Annotated in this window: 16 protein-coding genes; 13 read left to right on the top strand and 3 right to left on the bottom strand. The window is 70.0% G+C overall.

The genetic code is table 11. The features are described from left to right. The first annotated feature begins 10 nt into the window (after nt 1-10). The 10 genes from DMB42_RS38860 to DMB42_RS38815 all read left to right on the top strand — a co-directional run bounded on the left by DMB42_RS38860 (nt 11) and on the right by DMB42_RS38815 (nt 10,083). A complete protein-coding gene (locus DMB42_RS38860; protein WP_312024789.1) occupies nt 11-1,222 on the top strand; it encodes a class I SAM-dependent methyltransferase in 1,212 nt (403 codons plus the stop codon). Between the two features lie 35 nt (nt 1,223-1,257). Beyond that, entirely contained in the window at nt 1,258-1,998 is a 741-nt protein-coding gene (locus DMB42_RS38855; protein WP_229825007.1) for a glucose-1-phosphate cytidylyltransferase, read from the top strand. Continuing rightward, nucleotides 1,995-2,642 carry a PIG-L deacetylase family protein gene (locus DMB42_RS38850; protein WP_125643737.1) on the top strand — a complete coding sequence of 216 codons (648 nt, stop codon included), beginning with the start codon at nt 1,995-1,997 and terminating at the stop codon, nt 2,640-2,642. Before DMB42_RS38855 ends, DMB42_RS38850 begins: the two co-directional genes overlap by 4 nt. Continuing rightward, a complete protein-coding gene (locus tag DMB42_RS38845; RefSeq protein WP_125643735.1) occupies nt 2,642-3,658 on the top strand; it encodes an NAD(P)-dependent oxidoreductase in 1,017 nt (338 codons plus the stop codon). The genes DMB42_RS38850 and DMB42_RS38845 overlap by 1 nt, the downstream gene beginning before the upstream one ends. Next, a complete protein-coding gene (locus DMB42_RS38840) occupies nt 3,655-4,920 on the top strand; it encodes a DUF4910 domain-containing protein (protein WP_125643733.1) in 1,266 nt (421 codons plus the stop codon). Before DMB42_RS38845 ends, DMB42_RS38840 begins: the two co-directional genes overlap by 4 nt. Next, nucleotides 4,908-5,897 (top strand): hypothetical protein, encoded by a 990-nt coding sequence (locus DMB42_RS38835; protein WP_396984995.1) that lies wholly within the window; start codon nt 4,908-4,910, stop codon nt 5,895-5,897. Before DMB42_RS38840 ends, DMB42_RS38835 begins: the two co-directional genes overlap by 13 nt. Nucleotides 5,898-5,905: 8 nt before the next feature. Continuing rightward, complete coding sequence (locus DMB42_RS38830) at nt 5,906-7,393, top strand: oligosaccharide flippase family protein (protein ID WP_125643731.1); 1,488 nt, start codon at nt 5,906-5,908, stop codon at nt 7,391-7,393. 15 nt (nt 7,394-7,408) lie between these two features. Further along, entirely contained in the window at nt 7,409-8,287 is an 879-nt protein-coding gene (locus tag DMB42_RS38825) for a glycosyltransferase family 2 protein (RefSeq protein ID WP_125643729.1), read from the top strand. 7 nt (nt 8,288-8,294) lie between these two features. Next, a complete protein-coding gene (locus DMB42_RS38820) occupies nt 8,295-9,116 on the top strand; it encodes a hypothetical protein (RefSeq protein ID WP_125643727.1) in 822 nt (273 codons plus the stop codon). Between the two features lie 121 nt (nt 9,117-9,237). Then, nucleotides 9,238-10,083 (top strand): hypothetical protein, encoded by an 846-nt coding sequence (locus DMB42_RS38815; RefSeq protein ID WP_260478194.1) that lies wholly within the window; start codon nt 9,238-9,240, stop codon nt 10,081-10,083. On the opposite strand, the gene DMB42_RS38810 is transcribed toward DMB42_RS38815, so the two are convergent. Beyond that, on the bottom strand, nt 10,076-11,203 hold the full coding sequence (locus DMB42_RS38810) for an acyltransferase (protein ID WP_260478193.1): 1,128 nt from the start codon (nt 11,201-11,203) through the stop codon (nt 10,076-10,078). The genes DMB42_RS38815 and DMB42_RS38810 overlap by 8 nt on opposite strands. A gap of 143 nt (nt 11,204-11,346) precedes the next feature. Here DMB42_RS38810 and DMB42_RS38805 point away from each other — a divergent pair, with 143 nt between their 5' ends. Genes DMB42_RS38805 through DMB42_RS38795 form a run of 3 tightly spaced genes read left to right on the top strand, consistent with a single transcriptional unit; the run spans nt 11,347 to nt 14,348 of the window. Beyond that, entirely contained in the window at nt 11,347-12,216 is an 870-nt protein-coding gene (locus tag DMB42_RS38805; RefSeq protein ID WP_125643723.1) for a hypothetical protein, read from the top strand. A gap of 9 nt (nt 12,217-12,225) precedes the next feature. Continuing rightward, nucleotides 12,226-12,957, top strand: coding sequence for a hypothetical protein (locus tag DMB42_RS38800; protein ID WP_125643721.1), 732 nt, complete (start codon nt 12,226-12,228; stop codon nt 12,955-12,957). Continuing rightward, a complete protein-coding gene (locus DMB42_RS38795; protein ID WP_125643719.1) occupies nt 12,954-14,348 on the top strand; it encodes an O-antigen ligase in 1,395 nt (464 codons plus the stop codon). The genes DMB42_RS38800 and DMB42_RS38795 overlap by 4 nt, the downstream gene beginning before the upstream one ends. Here the strand turns inward: DMB42_RS38795 and DMB42_RS38790 are convergent. Beyond that, nucleotides 14,237-14,785, bottom strand: a complete 549-nt coding sequence (locus tag DMB42_RS38790) for a dTDP-4-dehydrorhamnose 3,5-epimerase family protein (RefSeq protein ID WP_125643717.1) — start codon at nt 14,783-14,785, stop codon at nt 14,237-14,239. The genes DMB42_RS38795 and DMB42_RS38790 overlap by 112 nt on opposite strands. 50 nt (nt 14,786-14,835) lie before the next feature. Further along, complete coding sequence (locus DMB42_RS38785) at nt 14,836-15,759, bottom strand: glycosyltransferase family 2 protein (RefSeq protein WP_125643715.1); 924 nt, start codon at nt 15,757-15,759, stop codon at nt 14,836-14,838. Nucleotides 15,760-15,803: the final 44 nt, after the last annotated feature.

The raw sequence follows: 15,803 nt of genomic DNA, 5'->3' as shown, positions 1-15,803 counted from the left end.
GTGGGGCCCATTGTTGAGTACATCGTGCCGGTTGTGCGGCTCGGCGGACCTGGTCGGCGTGGTGGATCTCGGGGCGACACCGCCCTGTGAGCTCTTCCTCACCGCGGAACAACTCGATCAGCCCGAGCTCACCTATCCCCTTCATCTGCGGGTCTGTACCGGGTGCTGGCTGGCCCAGATCCCGCCGTTGATCACGCCTGAAGAGACATTCACGGAATATGCCTACTTTGCGTCATATTCCGGCTCCTGGGTGGAGCATGCGCGGCGGTTCGTCGACGCGGCCGTGGAACGGTTGAAGCCGTCGTTCGTGGTCGAGGTGGCCAGCAACGACGGATATCTGCTGCAGCACGTGGTCGAGCGCGGCATCCGGTGCCTCGGCATCGAGCCGTCGGCCAACGTGGGGCAGGCGGCCAAGGACAAGGGCGTGCCGACGCTCACCGCGTTCCTGACGCCGGAGACGGGCGCCTCGGTACGGGACGGGAACGGTCCGGCCGACCTGGTCGTGGCCAACAACGTCTACGCGCACATCCCGGACGTCATCGGCTTCACCCAAGGGCTGCGCGCCCTGGTGGCCGACGACGGATGGGTGTCGATCGAGGTCCAGCACCTGCTCACGCTCGTGGAGCTGAACCAGTACGACACGATCTACCACGAGCACTTCCAGTACTACACGGTGGCCTCCGCACAGCGGGCGCTGGCGAGCGGCGGCCTGACCCTGGTCGACGTCGAGCTGCTGCCCACCCACGGCGGGTCCATCCGGTTGTGGGCGCGGCCCTCGGGCACGCCGTCCGCCCGGGTGCTCGACGTGCTCGCCAGGGAGAAGGCCGCCGGGCTGCACGATCTCTCCGGTTACGCGGGGTTCGCGGAACGGGTCGCACGCGTCCGCCGCGACCTGCTGCGATTCCTGATCACCGCCGCCGAGGAGGGCAAGACGGTCGCCGGGTACGGCGCGCCGGGCAAGGGCAACACGTTGCTCAACCACTGCGGGATCCGTCCGGACCTGCTGGCTTACACGGTTGATCGCAACCCGTACAAACACGGCAGGTTCACGCCGGGCACCCGGATCCCGATCGCTCCGCCGGAGCGCATCGCCCAGGACCGCCCGGACTATGTGCTGGTCCTGCCGTGGAACCTGCGCGAAGAGCTCACAGCTCAGCTCTCCTATGTGCACGAATGGGGAGGCCGGCTGGTCTTCCCGATCCCACACCTGGAGGTCGTGTGAAGGTTGTCCTGTTCTGCGGAGGATTCGGGACCCGAATGCGTACCGGGGTGCCCGGCGAGGTGCCCAAGCCGATGGCGCTCGTCGGCCCGCGACCACTGCTCTGGCACGTCATGCGCTACTACGCCCACTTCGGGCACAAGGAGTTCGTCCTGTGCCTGGGGTACGGCGCCCACCACATCAAGGACTTCTTCCTCGACTACCGGGAAGCCACGTCCAACGACTTCGTGTTGCGCGGCGGCAAGGTCGAGCTGCTGTCGAGCGACATCTCCGACTGGTCCATCTCGTTCGTGCAGACCGGGACCAACTCCCCGATCGGCGAACGGTTACGCCGGGTCCGCGGGCATCTGGGCGGTGACGAGGTGTTCCTCGCCAACTACGCCGACGTGCTCACCGACGCGCCGCTGCCCGAGATCATCGACCGGTTCACCGAGTCCGGCGCGGCCGCCTCGATGATGGTGGTGCCGCCGTCCCAGACCTTCCACTGCGTGGACGTCGGCGAGAACGGCCTGGTCGGCGGCATCTCGCCGGTCAGCGAGATGCCGGTGTGGGTCAACGGCGGCTACTTCGTGCTGACCCAGGAGATCTTCGAGCACATCCCGGAGAACGGCGACCTGGTCGCCGACGGCTGCGCCGAACTGGCCAAGCGCGGACGCCTGCTGGCCTACCCGCACCGCGGCTACTGGCGGCCGACCGACACCGTGAATCAGCGCATGGAGCTGGACGACGCGTACTCCCGCGGGGACCGTCCCTGGGCTCTGTGGGAACGGTCCCAATGATCGGACTGCGTCCCGGAGGCGTGACCTCCGTGGTGGCGCTCGCCGCGCACTGCGACGACCTGGCGATCGGAGCCGGCGGCAGCCTGCTGACGATCTGCGCCGCCCGTCCCGGCCTGCGCGTGGACGCGCTGGTCCTGTCCGGCGGCGGCACCGAGCGTGAGGAGGAGGAACGGGCCGCGCTGGCCGACTTCTGCCCCGGCGCCGACCTGCGGGTGAGCGTGCTCAAGCTGCCCGACGGCTACCTCCCGGCCCGGTGGGAGGAGGCCAAGGCGGCGGTCGAGGAGCTGCGGGCGCGTACCGAGCCAGGACTGATCCTCGCGCCCTGGCGGGGCGACGCCCACCAGGACCACCGGGGGCTGGCCGAGCTGGTGCCCACCGCCTTCCGCGACCACCTGACGCTCGGCTACGAGATCGTCAAATGGGACGGCGACCTCGCCGCGCCCGCCGTGTACCAGCCGCTCACCCGGGAGGTGGCGGAGCTGAAGGTGGACCTGCTCCAGCGCCACTACGCCTCCCAGCGGCACCGCCCCTGGTACGACCGCGAGGCGTTCCTGGGCCTGGCCCGCATTCGCGGCATCGAGTGCCACACGCGGTACGCCGAGGCGTTCCACGTGTCCAAGCTGACCATCGATCTGGAGAACTGATGCGGGTACTTCTCACCGGCCACCAGGGCTACCTGGGCAGCGTGATGGCCCCCGTGCTGGCCGAGGCCGGGCACCAGGTGGTCGGCCTCGACTCCGGCCTGTTCGCCGACTGCGTGCTCGGGCCCGAGCCTGAGCACGTCGAGGCGCACGCCGTGGACCTGCGCGACGCCGGTCCCGAGCACGTGGCCGGGTTCGACGCGGTGATCCACCTGGCCGCGCTGTCCAACGACCCGCTCGGCGCGCTCGCGCCCGACCTGACCTACGACATCAACCACCACGCCTCCGTACGGCTGGCGCGGCTGGCCAAGGAGGCGGGCGTGCGCCGCTTCCTGTACGCCTCCACCTGCTCGGTCTACGGCGCCTCCGGCGGCGCGGACCTGCTGGACGAGGAGGCCCCGCTGCGCCCGGTCACGCCGTACGCCGAGTCGAAGGTACGGGTCGAGGACGACCTGACCGCGCTGGCCGACGACGACTTCACCCCGGTGTTCCTGCGCAACGCCACCGCCTTCGGGTTCTCCCCGAGGTTGCGCGCCGACATCGTGCTGAACAACCTGGTGGGCCACGCGCACCTGACCGGCGAGGTACGGGTGTTGTCCGACGGCACCCCCTGGCGCCCGCTGGTCCACGCCAGGGACATCGCCGACGCGTTCGCCGCCGCCCTGACCGCCCCGCGCGAGGCCGTGCACGCGACGGCCTTCAACGTGGGCACCGAGGCCAACAACGTGACCGTCGCCGAGATCGCCGCCGAGGTGGTCGCGGCCGTGCCCGGCTCGACGCTGACCATCACCGGCGAGACGGGCGCCGACCCGCGTTCCTACCGCGTCGACTTCTCCCGGATCAGGTCCGCCCTCGGGTACGAGGCCCGCTGGACGGTCAAGGCGGGCGCCGTCGAGCTGATCGACGCCTACCGCGAGTACGGCCTGACCAGGCACGACTTCGACCGCCGCTTCACCCGGCTGGCCAGGCTCGCCGACCGCCGCGAGTCCGGCACCGTCGACGACACCCTCCGGCCATGACCGGCCCCGAGATGCACGACCTGGTACGCAGGCTCTACCCGCTGTGCCGCAGCATCACCGGCGACGGCCTCCGGCGCACCCTGGACGTCATCGACGGGTCGATCCCGTTGAAGGTCAGCGAAGTGCCGACGGGCACGAAGGTGCTCGACTGGACGATCCCCCGCGAATGGAACATCCGCGACGCCTACGTCAAGGACGCCGCCGGGAACCGGGTCGTCGACTTCCACGACAACAACCTGCACGTCGTCGGCTACAGCGTGCCGGTCGAGGCCACCATGTCGCTGGAGGAGCTGCGCGGGCGCCTGCACACGCTGCCCGGCCAGCCGGACCTGGTGCCGTACCGGACCAGCTACTACGCCGAGACCTGGGGCTTCTGCCTGAGCCAGAACACCCTGGACGGGCTGGCGGACGGGCCGTACGAGGTCAGGATCGACTCCACGCTCGCCGACGGCCACCTGACGTACGGCGAGCACGTGGTCCAGGGCCGCAGCTCGGAGGAGGTGCTGATCTCCTGCCACGTCTGCCATCCCTCGCTGGCCAACGACAACCTGGCCGGGGTGGCGGTGGCGGTGGCGCTCGCCCAGAGGTTGTCCGACCCCTGGTACACCTACCGGTTCGTCTTCGCGCCCGGCACCATCGGCGCGATCACCTGGCTGGCTCGCAACCGGGAGCGCACCGACCGGATCAGGCACGGCCTCACCATGGCCTGCGCCGGGGACGCCGGGACGATCACCTACAAGCGCAGCAGACGCGGTGACGCCGAGATCGACCAGGTCTTCGCGTACGTCCTGAAGGACCGGCCGCACACCATCCTGGACTTCTCGCCCTACGGCTACGACGAGCGGCAGTACTGCTCGCCCGGCTTCGACCTGCCCGTGGGCTCGCTGACCAGGACGCCCTACGGGAGCTACCCGGAGTACCACACCTCGGCCGACAATCCCGACTTCGTGCGGCCCGAGGCGATGGAGGACACCCTGGAGACGCTGTGGAGCGCCGTACAGGTCCTGGAGGGCAACCGCCGCTACCAGAACCTCAGCCCGTACGGCGAACCCCAGCTCGGGGCGCGCGGCCTGTACGGCTCGCTCGGCGGACGCAGCGACACGAAACAGGCCCAGATGGCCATGTTGTGGGTGCTGAACCTGTCCGACGGGCTGCACAGCCTGCTCGACATCGCGGAACGGTCGAACCTGCCGTTCCAGGCATTGGCTGACGCGGCGAACGCCCTGCGGAACGCGGGCCTGCTGAAGGAGTGGGTGGATTGAGCCTGGCGCTGAAAGTCGGCGACGTGGTCGAGGTTCTCAGTGCTGAAGAGATCCTGGCGACCCTGGATGAGCGCGGAGAGCTGGACAGCCTCCCGTTCATGCCGGAGATGTTGCGGTTCTGCGGGCAGCGGCTCACCGTCCACAAGGTGGCCAACAAGCTCTGCGACACGATGACCAGGACCGGGATGCGGAAGATGGAGGACGCCGTCCATCTGACCGGGTCCCGCTGCGACGGCGCCGCCCACGGCGGTTGCCAGACGGCCTGCCTGCTCTACTGGAAGACGTCCTGGCTGAGGAAGGTCGACGGGCCGCCCACGGCCGGCGAGCAGAACCGCCCCGAGCGGCCGCTGCTGCCGATCCTGGAGGTCAACACCCGCAAGGAGCCCGCGCCGGACGGCGAGGAACGTTTCCGCTGCCAGGCGACCGAGTTGCTGCGCGCCGCCCCCGAGCTGCTCCCGTTCCGCGAGCTGAGCCAGTACGTCACGGACGTACGGGTCGGCAACGCCGGGATCGCCTCGACCGTCCGCACGCTGTTCTTCGGCCTGTTCAACCGCTATCAGCGGCTGTCCAGGAAGCTCCCCCGCGCGCTGCGCTTCAGGAACGGCCTGGACTGGGGGTTCGTGCAGCCCGGTCCGCACAACGGCCCGGCGCCGACGGGGACGACCGATCTCCAGCCGGGCGAGCTGGTCCGCATCAAGTCGAAGGACGAGATCGTCGCCACGCTGACCACCAAGGGGTTCAACCGCGGCCTGGGCTTCGAGGAGGACATGGCGCGTTCGTGCGGGAAGGTCGCCCGGGTGACCGCGCGCGTCGAACGCTGCATCGACGAGAAGACCGGACAGCTGCTTGAGATGAAAAATCCATGCATCGCGCTCGATGGAATCATCTGCGACGGTGTGTACAAGTCCAACTGCCCCCGCGCATTCATCCCGTTCTGGCGGGAGATCTGGTTGGAGCGGGTCAACGAGCCGAAGTAGGGCAGAGCATGGCGGAACAAGCGAGCCCGGACGTGAGCCCGGACATCAGTGACATCGGGCGCAAGGCGGGTCGAGGGGCGGTGTGGAGCCTGCTCGGCACGCTCGTCACCCGTGCGGGCTCGTTCATCCTCGGGCTGGTCCTGGCCCGGCTCCTCGCACCGGCGGACTTCGGCACGTACGCCGTCGCGCTCGCGGCCACCCAGTTCGTCATGGTGGTCAAGGACGTCGGCGTCATGTCGGCCGTCGTGCAGTGGCGTGGCCGGCTGGAGGACATCGCGCCCACGGCCACGACCCTCACGTCGATCTCCGCGCTCGGCCTGTACGGGATCTTCTGGGTCGGGGCGCCGTACTTCGCGACGCTGGCGGGCAGCGTGGAGGCCACCTCCGTGGTGCGCATCCTCACCGCGGTCATCCTCGTCGAGGCGGTCACGGCGGTCCGCAGCGCGGCCCTGCTGCGCTGGTTCCGCACCGGCAAGAACGCCAAGGCGGTCCTCGCGGGCTTCCTGGTCAACGCGCCGGTGGCCATCGTCCTCGCGGTCAACGGCGCCGGCGCGTACAGCTTCGCCTGGGGGCAGCTCGCCGGGGCCGTGGTCACCGGGGTCTTCATGCTGATCTACGCGCGGCTCCCCTACCGGTTCGGGTTCGACCGGCACATCGCGGGCCGGCTGCTGAGGTTCGGCATCCCCTCGGCGGCCGGGATCGCCCTGGAGGCCCTGCTGCTCAACGTGGGCTACATCATCGTCGGCAACATCATGGGCGAGGCGTGGCTCGGGTTCTACCTGATGGCGTTCAACGTGTCGAGCTGGGTGCCCGGCATCATCGGCAGCGCCATCCGCATGGTGTCGATCGCCGGCTTCTCCCGCCTGGCCGAACGGGACGAGGAGTCGTTGTCGTTCGGCGTGCAGCGGACCGTGCCGCTGCTCATCGCCATGGTGCTGCCGCTGGCGGTCTTCATGGCGGTGATGGCGCACTCGCTGATCATCTTCATCTACGGCCCGGAGTGGGAGCAGGCCGCCGGGGTGCTGCGCTTCCTGGCGGTGCTGATGGTGGTGCGCATGCTGACCGCGTTCGCGCTCGACATCCTGAACGCCCACGGCACCACCCGCTCGACGGTCTGGATGAACCTCGGCCACGCGGCGGCGATGATCCCGGCGGTCATCGTCGGCACGCACCTCGACGGCATCCGCGGCGCCGCGATCGGGCAGGGCGCCGCCGCCGTGCTGGTCGCGCTGCCGCTCGCCATGATCGCCGTGCAGCGGGCGGGGGTCCGGCTCGGGCCGGTGCTGCCCGGTCTCGTACGTCCGGCGCTCGGCGCGCTGGTCTGCGCCGCCGTCATGCTGGGCCTGGTGTCCCTGACCCACGGCAGCCCGTTCGTCCAGCTCGTCGTGGCGGGCGGCGGCGGTCTGCTGGCGTACGTGCTGGTCGTGGTGACCCGCGACCAGTTCCACCTAGTGAGCGATCGTCTGGTGCGGCTGCTGCCCGCCCGCGCGCGCTGACCCCGAGGAGAAACGATGCTGGTGTCCATCGGAATCCCGGTCCGCAACGGCGCGGACCGGCTGGAGATGGCCGTGCGCTCCGTGCTCGCCCAGGATCACGCCGACCTTGAGGTCGTGATCTCGGACAACGCCTCCACCGACGGCACGGAGGAGCTCTGCCGCGAGCTGGCCCGGCAGGACAGCCGCATCGCCTACCACCGGCAAGCCCGCGACCTGCGGGTGATCGGGAACTTCGTGGAGGTGCTGCGGCGCTCGCGGGGCGAGTACTTCCGCTGGATGGGCGACGACGACCTGCTCGAACCGACCTACGTCTCGCGGACGCTGGAGCCGTTCCTGGCCGACGAGCGGCTCATCCTGGTCACCTCGGACGTCAGCTACACCGGCGCGGACGGCACCGTCCATGAGCCGCGTTACCGCGGCACCCGCATGTTGTCGGACGACCCGGTCGACCGCCTCGACGAGCTGTGGGACGTGGTCACCACCCAGCACCACGGCCTCGACCCTCTCTACGGCCTGATGCGGCGGGAGCGGGTGGCCGCCGTGCCGAGACCGCTGATGATCCGCGAGGACGAGGTCTACGCCACCATGCTCGCGCTGACCGCGCCCTGGGGTCACGTCCCGGAGGTGCTGGCACACCGCAACCTGCGCGAACGCCGCCTGTCCGGGATCGCGGCGGCGCTCGGCGTACCGGCGTGGACCGCCCATTTCGCCACCACGCTGCAGTTCCGGGCCATGCATCAGGCGCTCGGCATCACCGAACTGTCGGCGGAGCAGCGAGCCCGCGCGCGGGCCGTGCTGCTGCGCACGTACTGGCGGCGTCAGCAGCAGATGCTGACGCACCGCAGCCGAAAGATCGCCGGGTTGGCGGCCCGACTCGTCTCCTCGAAAGGGTGAAACCCTCGTGCTGATTCGCATCGTGCGGCTGCTCATGCAGCCGGGCCGCATCCTGCTGGCCGTCCTGCGGCGTCTGCCGTTCGGCTCGTACGACCTGCGCTGCGCGCTCGACCTCTACCCACGGCCGCACTATGCCTACGGCGTGCGGCAGGCGGCCGAGCTGGCCAGGCGCCTCGGCGTCGGCCGGATCAGCGTGGTGGAGTTCGGCGTCGCGGGTGGCGCGGGCATGGTCGAGCTGAACCGCATGGCGGCGCTGGCGACGTCCGCGACCGGTGTGAAGATCGACGTGTACGGCTTCGACACCGGCGCCGGCCTGCCCAAGCCCACCGACTACCGGGACCTGCCCTACATCTGGCGCGAGGGCGACTTCGTCATGGACGTCGACGCCCTGCGCGCCCGCCTGGGAGCCGCGAGCCTGATCCTGGGCAACATCGAGGACACGGTCGGGGAGTTCCTGGACGGCGAGCGCCCCGCGCCCATCGGTTTCGTCTCCATCGACGTCGACTTCTACTCCTCGACCGCCGCGGCACTCAGGTTGTTCGCCGGCGACCACAAGTACTTCCTGCCCCGCGTGTTCGTCTACCTCGACGACACCGTGGGCGACGACGACCAGGTCATCCACAACGACTACGTCGGCGAGCTGAGCGCGATCCGGGAGTTCAACCAGGACAACAAGGCGATGAAGCTGGCCCCGATCAACGGCCTGCGGCACAAGCGCCCGGTCCCCGCCCCCTGGAACGACAACATCCAGGCGCTGCACCGGTTCGACCACCCCGACTACTCGACCTACGTGGCCCGTCCGGACACCGAGACACAATTGCCTTTGTAGACCTCTGTAACGAAGAAGCGGGCAATGGCGAGAGAAAGGAAAAGAACGACGCGAGGGGGAAAATCTCGCTATGTCCGTTATATTAGCCAATAGCCGAATTCGGGATGATGTTCGGCGTCAAATGATCTTCAATGGGGACGTGTTCCTCTACTCCGCCACCCCCGCCTCGACCAAGCTGATCGAGTTCGCCCGCGAGCTGATCGAGGAGGCGTTCGAGGGCCGCGACCCCCAGACCGCCCAGCACGAGATGCCGGTGGAGGCGTTCGCCGCGCTGCTCGCCGAGCTCAAGCCGCGCTTCATCCATCATCCCACCAGCAAGAAGATCCTCGCCGCCCTGCTGGAGGAGCTGGGCATGGCGTTGGACAAGACGTACTTCGACGTGCCGAGACTGCGTACCTCGACCGCCGACCACTACCTCGACTCGGGCATCTCCTACGCCTACCACGCGCACCGGGACTGCTGGTACTCCGCGCCGTTCTGCCAGGTCAACTGGTGGATGCCCATCTACGAGGTGGTCCCGGAGAACGTCTTCGCCCTGCACCCGCACTACTTCGACCGCCCGGTGCTCAACGGCAGCGGCCGCTACGACTACGCCGAGTGGACCGCCGTGAGCCGGCCCACCGCCGCGCAGCACATCCACAGCGACACCAGGGAGCAGCCCAAGCCGGAGGAGGCCGTCGACCTCCAGCCCGAGCTGCGGCTCGTCCCCGAGCCGGGCGGCATGATGTTGTTCTCCGGGGCGCACCTGCACTCCACCGTCGCCAACACCTCGGGCAGGACCCGCTTCAGCATCGACTTCCGCACCGTCCACATCGACGACGTCCGCTCCCGCGCCGCCGCGCCCAACGTGGACGCCACCTGCCGTGGCACCACGCTGCGCGACTTCCACCGGGCCGACGACCTGTCGCACATCCCCGAGGAACTCGCCGCCGCCTACGAGGCCGAGGCGCTGGCCAAGGTCACCTGAACCGCGCGCGGACGGCCTCCCGCAGGCTCCTCCAGCCTCTGTGCCGCTGGAAGGGCAGCTCGAAGACGGAGGCGAACAACCACGCGGCCACCACGCTCGCCGGCACGGCCAGGGCGAGCGTGAGGAGGAAGGCGGGCATGCCCGGCGGCACCCGCGGGGCGACGACCAGCCGGTTGATCATGACGACCAGCGGGGCGTGGATCAGGTAGAGGCTGTAGGAGAACGATCCAAGCCGCCGTACCGGCCGGGTGTCGAGCAGCCGTACGAGCCAGCCGGGCCGGCCCGTCGCCACGCCCGCCAGCAGCAGGCCGGCGGCGGGCCCGACCGTCAGGTCCACCCAGAAGAAGTGCCCGACCACCCAGACCGGGCCGGCGACCACGACCAGCGTGAGCACCGGCAGCGCCGCCGCCGCGGCGAACCAGTGCCAGGGCAGGCGGCCCGTACGCTCCCGCGCCCGCACCACCCCCGCGCACACCGCGCCCACCGCGAACAGCGCCGCGAACTGCGGGGTCAGCCGCATCAGCAGGTCCACGGCCGGCACGTACGGCGCCAGCGCCCCCACGGCCACCACGATCAGGGTCACCGCGCCGAGCATCACCGCCGCCCCCCACTTGCGCAGCACCAGCAGCATCAGCGGGAACACCAGGTAGAGCTGCGCCTCGACCGCGATCGACCACATGGCGCCGTTGGGGCTGGGGGAGCCGAAGACGTCCTGGAGCAGCAGCCCGTAGAAGAGCACCGACTGCCCGGTCGGCGCCTGCTGACCCGGCTGCGGGATGACCGTCCACGCGATCACCAGGCTGAACGCCAGCGCCGCCCAGTACGGCGGCAGGATGCGCCAGGCCCGCCGGTTGAAGAACGTGGGAAGGCTGCCGAGCCGCCAATCGGACCGGGCCGGCGAGACCGCCAGCGAGAACCCCGACAACACGATGAACACCACGACCGCGAAGTGCCCGTACAGCAGCCAGCCCGTCCACCAGGGCGCGTCGTTGACCGGGAACCCGGGGAACGACAGCAGCCAGCAGTGGTGCAGGACCACGAACAGCGCGGCCAGCCCCCGTAAACCGTCCAGTCCGGCGAGTCTGCTCCGCGTCGCCGGACGCTCGATCGTCAGCCCCACCAGAAGCCCCCGTCGCCGTAGTCGGTAGGTCTATCGCGGGGACCGTGCCGGATGTAACCGTTCTGAGGCGATGTAACGTCTGCTGCTGATTGTGCGATGGTCCGCTATAGGGCAAGTTCGCTGATGCGGGGGAACGTACCAAAATGGAGTTCTGGAAGGCGATTCTTGGACTTCTCCGGCGACTTCTCATAGGCCCACCACTGCTTCTGCTCTCGATCCTGGTGGGCGTCGTGGTGTACGCCGTCCTGCCGGCCCACTACACGACCGACGTCTCACTCGTCCTGGCCACGCCGGTGAACGGCGGCACGGTCAACTCCGACAAGACCAAGCAGGGGCTGACCAACCCGTTCCTCTCCTTCAACGACGCGCTCAAGACCGGGGCCAGCATCGTGATCCTGGCGATGAACACCCAGGACGTCTGGACCGAGCTCGGCGCGCCCAAGGACGGCCCCACCGAGATCACGATCGACGACGGCCGCAGCAACCCCAACGTCCTGGACATCAACGGGCCCTACATCTACATCCGGGTCGACAGCGAGTCCCCGCAGCAGGCGACGGCCGTGCTCATGGCGGGCCGCGAGCGCGTGGCGAGTGAGCTGTTCAAGTGGCAGAAGACGCTCGGCGCGCCGGCGAACACCTTCATCACCTCGACCGACATCGTGCCGCCGTCCAAGCCGGAGGCCGACCACAGCGTCAACTGGCAGGGGGCGATCGGCGGCGCGCTGCTCACCCTGCTGCTGGGCCTCGGCATCGCGTACGGCGTCGTGGTCCGCCGGAACCCCGGGCGGCGCGGGCCCGCCGCCCCGCCGGCGCCCCACCCCCCGGTGTCGGCCCCGGTCCCGGAGCCCGTTCCGGCGGCGCAACCGGTGGAGGCGCAGGCGGGCGAGCCCGCCGAACGCCCGATCCTCGACGAGGACAGCTCGGCCACCATGGAGTTCCCCGCCTACCGGGGCGGCCCCCTGTCGCCCGTGCCGGGGCCGAGGAAGGCGAACCGCGCCGACGGCGAGAAGTGAGGGCTCGCCATGGACTTCTGGGCGACGGTGAAGATCCTCTTCAAACGCTGGTACGTGACGGCTCCCGCGTTCCTGCTCACGATCGTGACGGCCCTCGGCGTCTTCGCCGTCGCGCCCAAGACCTTCATCTCCAGCTCGGCGCTCGTCCTGACCCTGCCGGTGACCGGCGGCAGCGTGCCGAGCGACCCCAAGTTCCCCAACCCGCGCACCAACCCCCTGGTCTCCTTCGACCAGGGGCTCAGCATGACCTCCTCGATCCTCATCCAGGCGCTGAACACGCCCCAGACGGCCGCCGCCGTGGGTGCGCCGATCGGCGGCAAGATCACGCTCAAGATCACCAGTGGTGGCACCAACCCCGAGCTGATGCCCGCGACGCCGTTCATCGTGATCACCTGTGAGGCGCCGACCGCCGAGCTGGCCCACGGCATCGTGGTGAAGGTCACCGCCCTGGCCCAGAAGGAGCTGCGGGCCCGGCAGCAGCAGGTCAAGGCGCCGCCCACCACGTACGTGACCGCCACCGTCGTGATCCCGCCGACCGCTGCCGACGAGAAGAAGGGCAGCCGCATGCGCAGCGCGGTGGTCACCGGCGCGCTGGCGTTCTTCATGAGCCTGTTCGCCGCCTTCGCGGCCGAGAGCTTCGCCCGGCACCGCCGCTCGCGCCGCCAGGCGGCGGGCGCCTCCGCCCGGTTCGAGCCCGCGCTCAGCAACGGCGCCCGGACGCTGGCCGGACACGAAGGATGAGCACCCCCGTCCTGCCGCGGCGCGCCGACGGCGCCACCCTGGCCTGCCTGTTCGTCCTGTCCCTGCTGATCCTCCCGGCCCGCCTGGCGGTCGCCGGGCTCCCGCTGTCGCTCACCCCGGCCGAGATCCTGGCCCTGTCCCTGGGCGTGGTGTGGGTGTGCGCCCAAATGGTCAGCACGACCGGCGTGGCCAAGGGCGGCAACCCGGTCCGCACCGCGCTCTTCGTGTACGGCATGCTCCTGCTGGCCGTCTACGGCTACACGACCTACCTCTACCTGCCCTCCGACGAGCTGAACCTGGCCGACCACACGCTGGTCCTCTACCTCGGGTACGCCAGCCTGCTGCTGGTCATGTGCGACGGAATGGGCACCCGCGAACGCCTCGACTTCGTGCTCAAGGCGGTCGTGATCGGCGGCACGTTCGCCGCGATCGTCGCGCTGCTCCAGTTCAGGCTGGACTTCGACCTCACCGAGTACATGCGTATCCCCGGCCTGCGCCACTCCTCGGTCGAGGAAGTGCCGACCGTGATCTCGCGGTCCGACCTGCGCAGGGTCGCCGGCACGCTCGGCCACCCGATCGAGTTCGGCGCGTTGTCGGCGATGTTGTTGCCCCTGGCCGCCCACCTCGGCTTCCAGGCCCGCAGCCGGGGCGAGGCGGCGGCCCGCTGGTGGATCTGCGCCGCCGTCATCGCGGCCGGCCTGATGTTCTCGGTCTCCAGGACGGCCGTGCTCGGCCTGGCCGGAGCGGGACTGATCCTGCTGGTGGGCTGGTCCAACCGGCGGCGGCTGGTCACCCTCGGCGCGTTCCTGGTGTTCCTGGGCGTCATGAAGGTCCTGACGCCGGGCCTGATCGGCACGTTCTACAACCTGTTCGCCGGCGCGGGCGAGGACAGCAGCGTCATCTACCGCACCCATGACTACCCCTTCGCGATGCGGGAGTTCGCCAAGAGCCCGATCTTCGGCCGTGGGCTCGGTACCTGGTACCCGTTCAAGCACCAGGTGTTCGACAATCAGTACCTGCTGTCGCTGGTGGAGACCGGGCTGGTCGGCGTGCTGGGGTTCGTCGGGGTGATCGTGTGCGGGATCGTGGTCGCCCTCCGGGTCCGCCGCATGAGCACCGACCCGAACGTGCGCAACCTGGGGCTGACCATCGCGGCCTGCCTGGTGATCCCGCTGCTCGGCGCGGCCACGTTCGACCTGCTGTCCTTCCCCGGCATCACCAGCGTGTTGTTCCTGCTCGTCGGCGCGGCCGGGGCGCTGATGCGGTTCGAACGCCGCGATCAGAAGGACAGGACGGTCATCAGTTCCTTCCACGAGCCAGCCGACCTGTCCCGCTCGCTGATCGCGGTCACCGGCAACGGCCACGGCAGCGCGAGGTCGGAGTCGTCGTAGCGGACGGCCAGGTCCTCGGCCGGGTCGTGCTCCCTGTCGATGCGGTAGCAGACGTCGGCGTGCTCGGTCAGCGCCTGGTAGCCGTGCAGGATGCCGGGCGGCACGTACAGGTGGGCGAAGGTCACGTCGTCGAGCCGTACGGCGGCGTGCGAGCCGAACGTCGGCGAGCCGGGCCGCGTGTCCACCAGGATGTCGAGCACCGCGCCATGGGCGGCGCGTACGAGCTTGGCCTCGCCGCGGCCCGACCGGCCGTGCATGCCCCTGATGGTGCCGAGCCGCGAGCGCGACTGGCTGTCCTGGACGAACGCCGTGTGGTCCAGCCCGTGCTCGGCGGCGATCGCGGCGTCGAAGGTCCTCGTGAACAGGCCGCGGTCGTCGTGACTCGGCGTCGGTATGAACAGCAGCACGCCTTCGAGCTCAAGCTGCTCGACTCTCATCGTGTTCCTCTCCTGAGGTGGTCGCCGGCGATTGTCAGACGGCCGGCGGTTCAGCCCGGCAGGGCCCGCAGCCGGCGGGACGGCCTGAGCAGCGCCACGACCGAGGCCCTGGCCGTACGCCGGCCGGCCGCCGCCCGGATCGCCTCGCCGAGCAGCACGGCCAGATAGAAGCCCGCGGTCGCGATCCGGCCCCGGCGCCGCCGGAACAGCCGTACGCGGTTGACCGTGAGCAGCGCGGCCAGCATCTCGCTGGTCTTGGCCTCGCCGCCGATGTGCTCGACGACGGCGGCGGGCTCGTACCAGAGGGTCCGGCCGGCGTCGGCGGCGCGCAGCGCGTACTCGGTCTCCTCGCTGTAGAGCAGGAAGGACTCGTCCCAGGGGCCGAGCTCGGTCAGCGTCTCGGCCGAGATGAACATGGCGGCGCCGGTGGCCCAGTCGGCGGGGCCTGGGCGTTCGTAGCGGTCAGGGTCGGTGATCATCTCGCCCAGCGTGCCGATGCGGCCCGCCAATCGGCCGCCGACCAGCGACTCGGCCAGCGCGCGGCGTACGGCGGGGGTACGGCGCAGCGAGTGGTGGAGCACCCCCTCGGTGCTGACCAGCCGGGGGACCGCGATGCCGACGGCCGGCCGGTCGAGGACCGCGCCCAGCACGGCCAGCGCGCCGGGGCGCAGCCGGCAGTCCGGGTTCAGCACGAGGACCGCGTCGAGCTCGGCCAGGTCGAGGGCCGCGATCCCGGCGTTGATCGCCGCCGCGTACCCGGCGTTCCTGCCCACCTGCAGAGGTCGTACGGGCAGGTCGGCCGCCTGGCGGGCGAGGGCGAGCGAGTCGTCCTTGGAGGCGTTGTCGGCCACGACGACGGCGGTGAGCCGGACCCCCTCGGCGCCTTCGGGCAGGGAGGCCAGGCAACCGCCGAGGACCGGCGCGCTGTTGTAGGTCACGATCACGATCGCGACTCGGGGAGGGCCGGGCGTCACATGTCGCCATCGCGGGCCGGGAATGGATCGTTACAGGTAACAGA

Source organism: Nonomuraea sp. WAC 01424 (assembly GCF_003947315.1).
Classification (GTDB): Bacteria; Actinomycetota; Actinomycetes; order Streptosporangiales; family Streptosporangiaceae; genus Nonomuraea; species Nonomuraea spiralis.
Note: the sequence above shows the minus strand (reverse complement) of the source record. Positions and strands in the feature narration are given on the sequence as shown.

Coding starts and splice junctions, on each gene's coding strand:
- DMB42_RS38795 (WP_125643719.1), top strand. CDS start 12,954: ATGAGCACCCCCGTCCTGCCGCGGCGCGCCGACGGCGCCACCCTGGCC.
- DMB42_RS38830 (WP_125643731.1), top strand. CDS start 5,906: ATGGCGGAACAAGCGAGCCCGGACGTGAGCCCGGACATCAGTGACATC.
- DMB42_RS38825 (WP_125643729.1), top strand. CDS start 7,409: ATGCTGGTGTCCATCGGAATCCCGGTCCGCAACGGCGCGGACCGGCTG.
- DMB42_RS38850 (WP_125643737.1), top strand. CDS start 1,995: ATGATCGGACTGCGTCCCGGAGGCGTGACCTCCGTGGTGGCGCTCGCC.
- DMB42_RS38855 (WP_229825007.1), top strand. CDS start 1,258: ATGCGTACCGGGGTGCCCGGCGAGGTGCCCAAGCCGATGGCGCTCGTC.
- DMB42_RS38840 (WP_125643733.1), top strand. CDS start 3,655: ATGACCGGCCCCGAGATGCACGACCTGGTACGCAGGCTCTACCCGCTG.
- DMB42_RS38815 (WP_260478194.1), top strand. CDS start 9,238: ATGATCTTCAATGGGGACGTGTTCCTCTACTCCGCCACCCCCGCCTCG.
- DMB42_RS38790 (WP_125643717.1), bottom strand. CDS start 14,785: ATGAGAGTCGAGCAGCTTGAGCTCGAAGGCGTGCTGCTGTTCATACCG.
- DMB42_RS38805 (WP_125643723.1), top strand. CDS start 11,347: ATGGAGTTCTGGAAGGCGATTCTTGGACTTCTCCGGCGACTTCTCATA.
- DMB42_RS38800 (WP_125643721.1), top strand. CDS start 12,226: ATGGACTTCTGGGCGACGGTGAAGATCCTCTTCAAACGCTGGTACGTG.
- DMB42_RS38845 (WP_125643735.1), top strand. CDS start 2,642: ATGCGGGTACTTCTCACCGGCCACCAGGGCTACCTGGGCAGCGTGATG.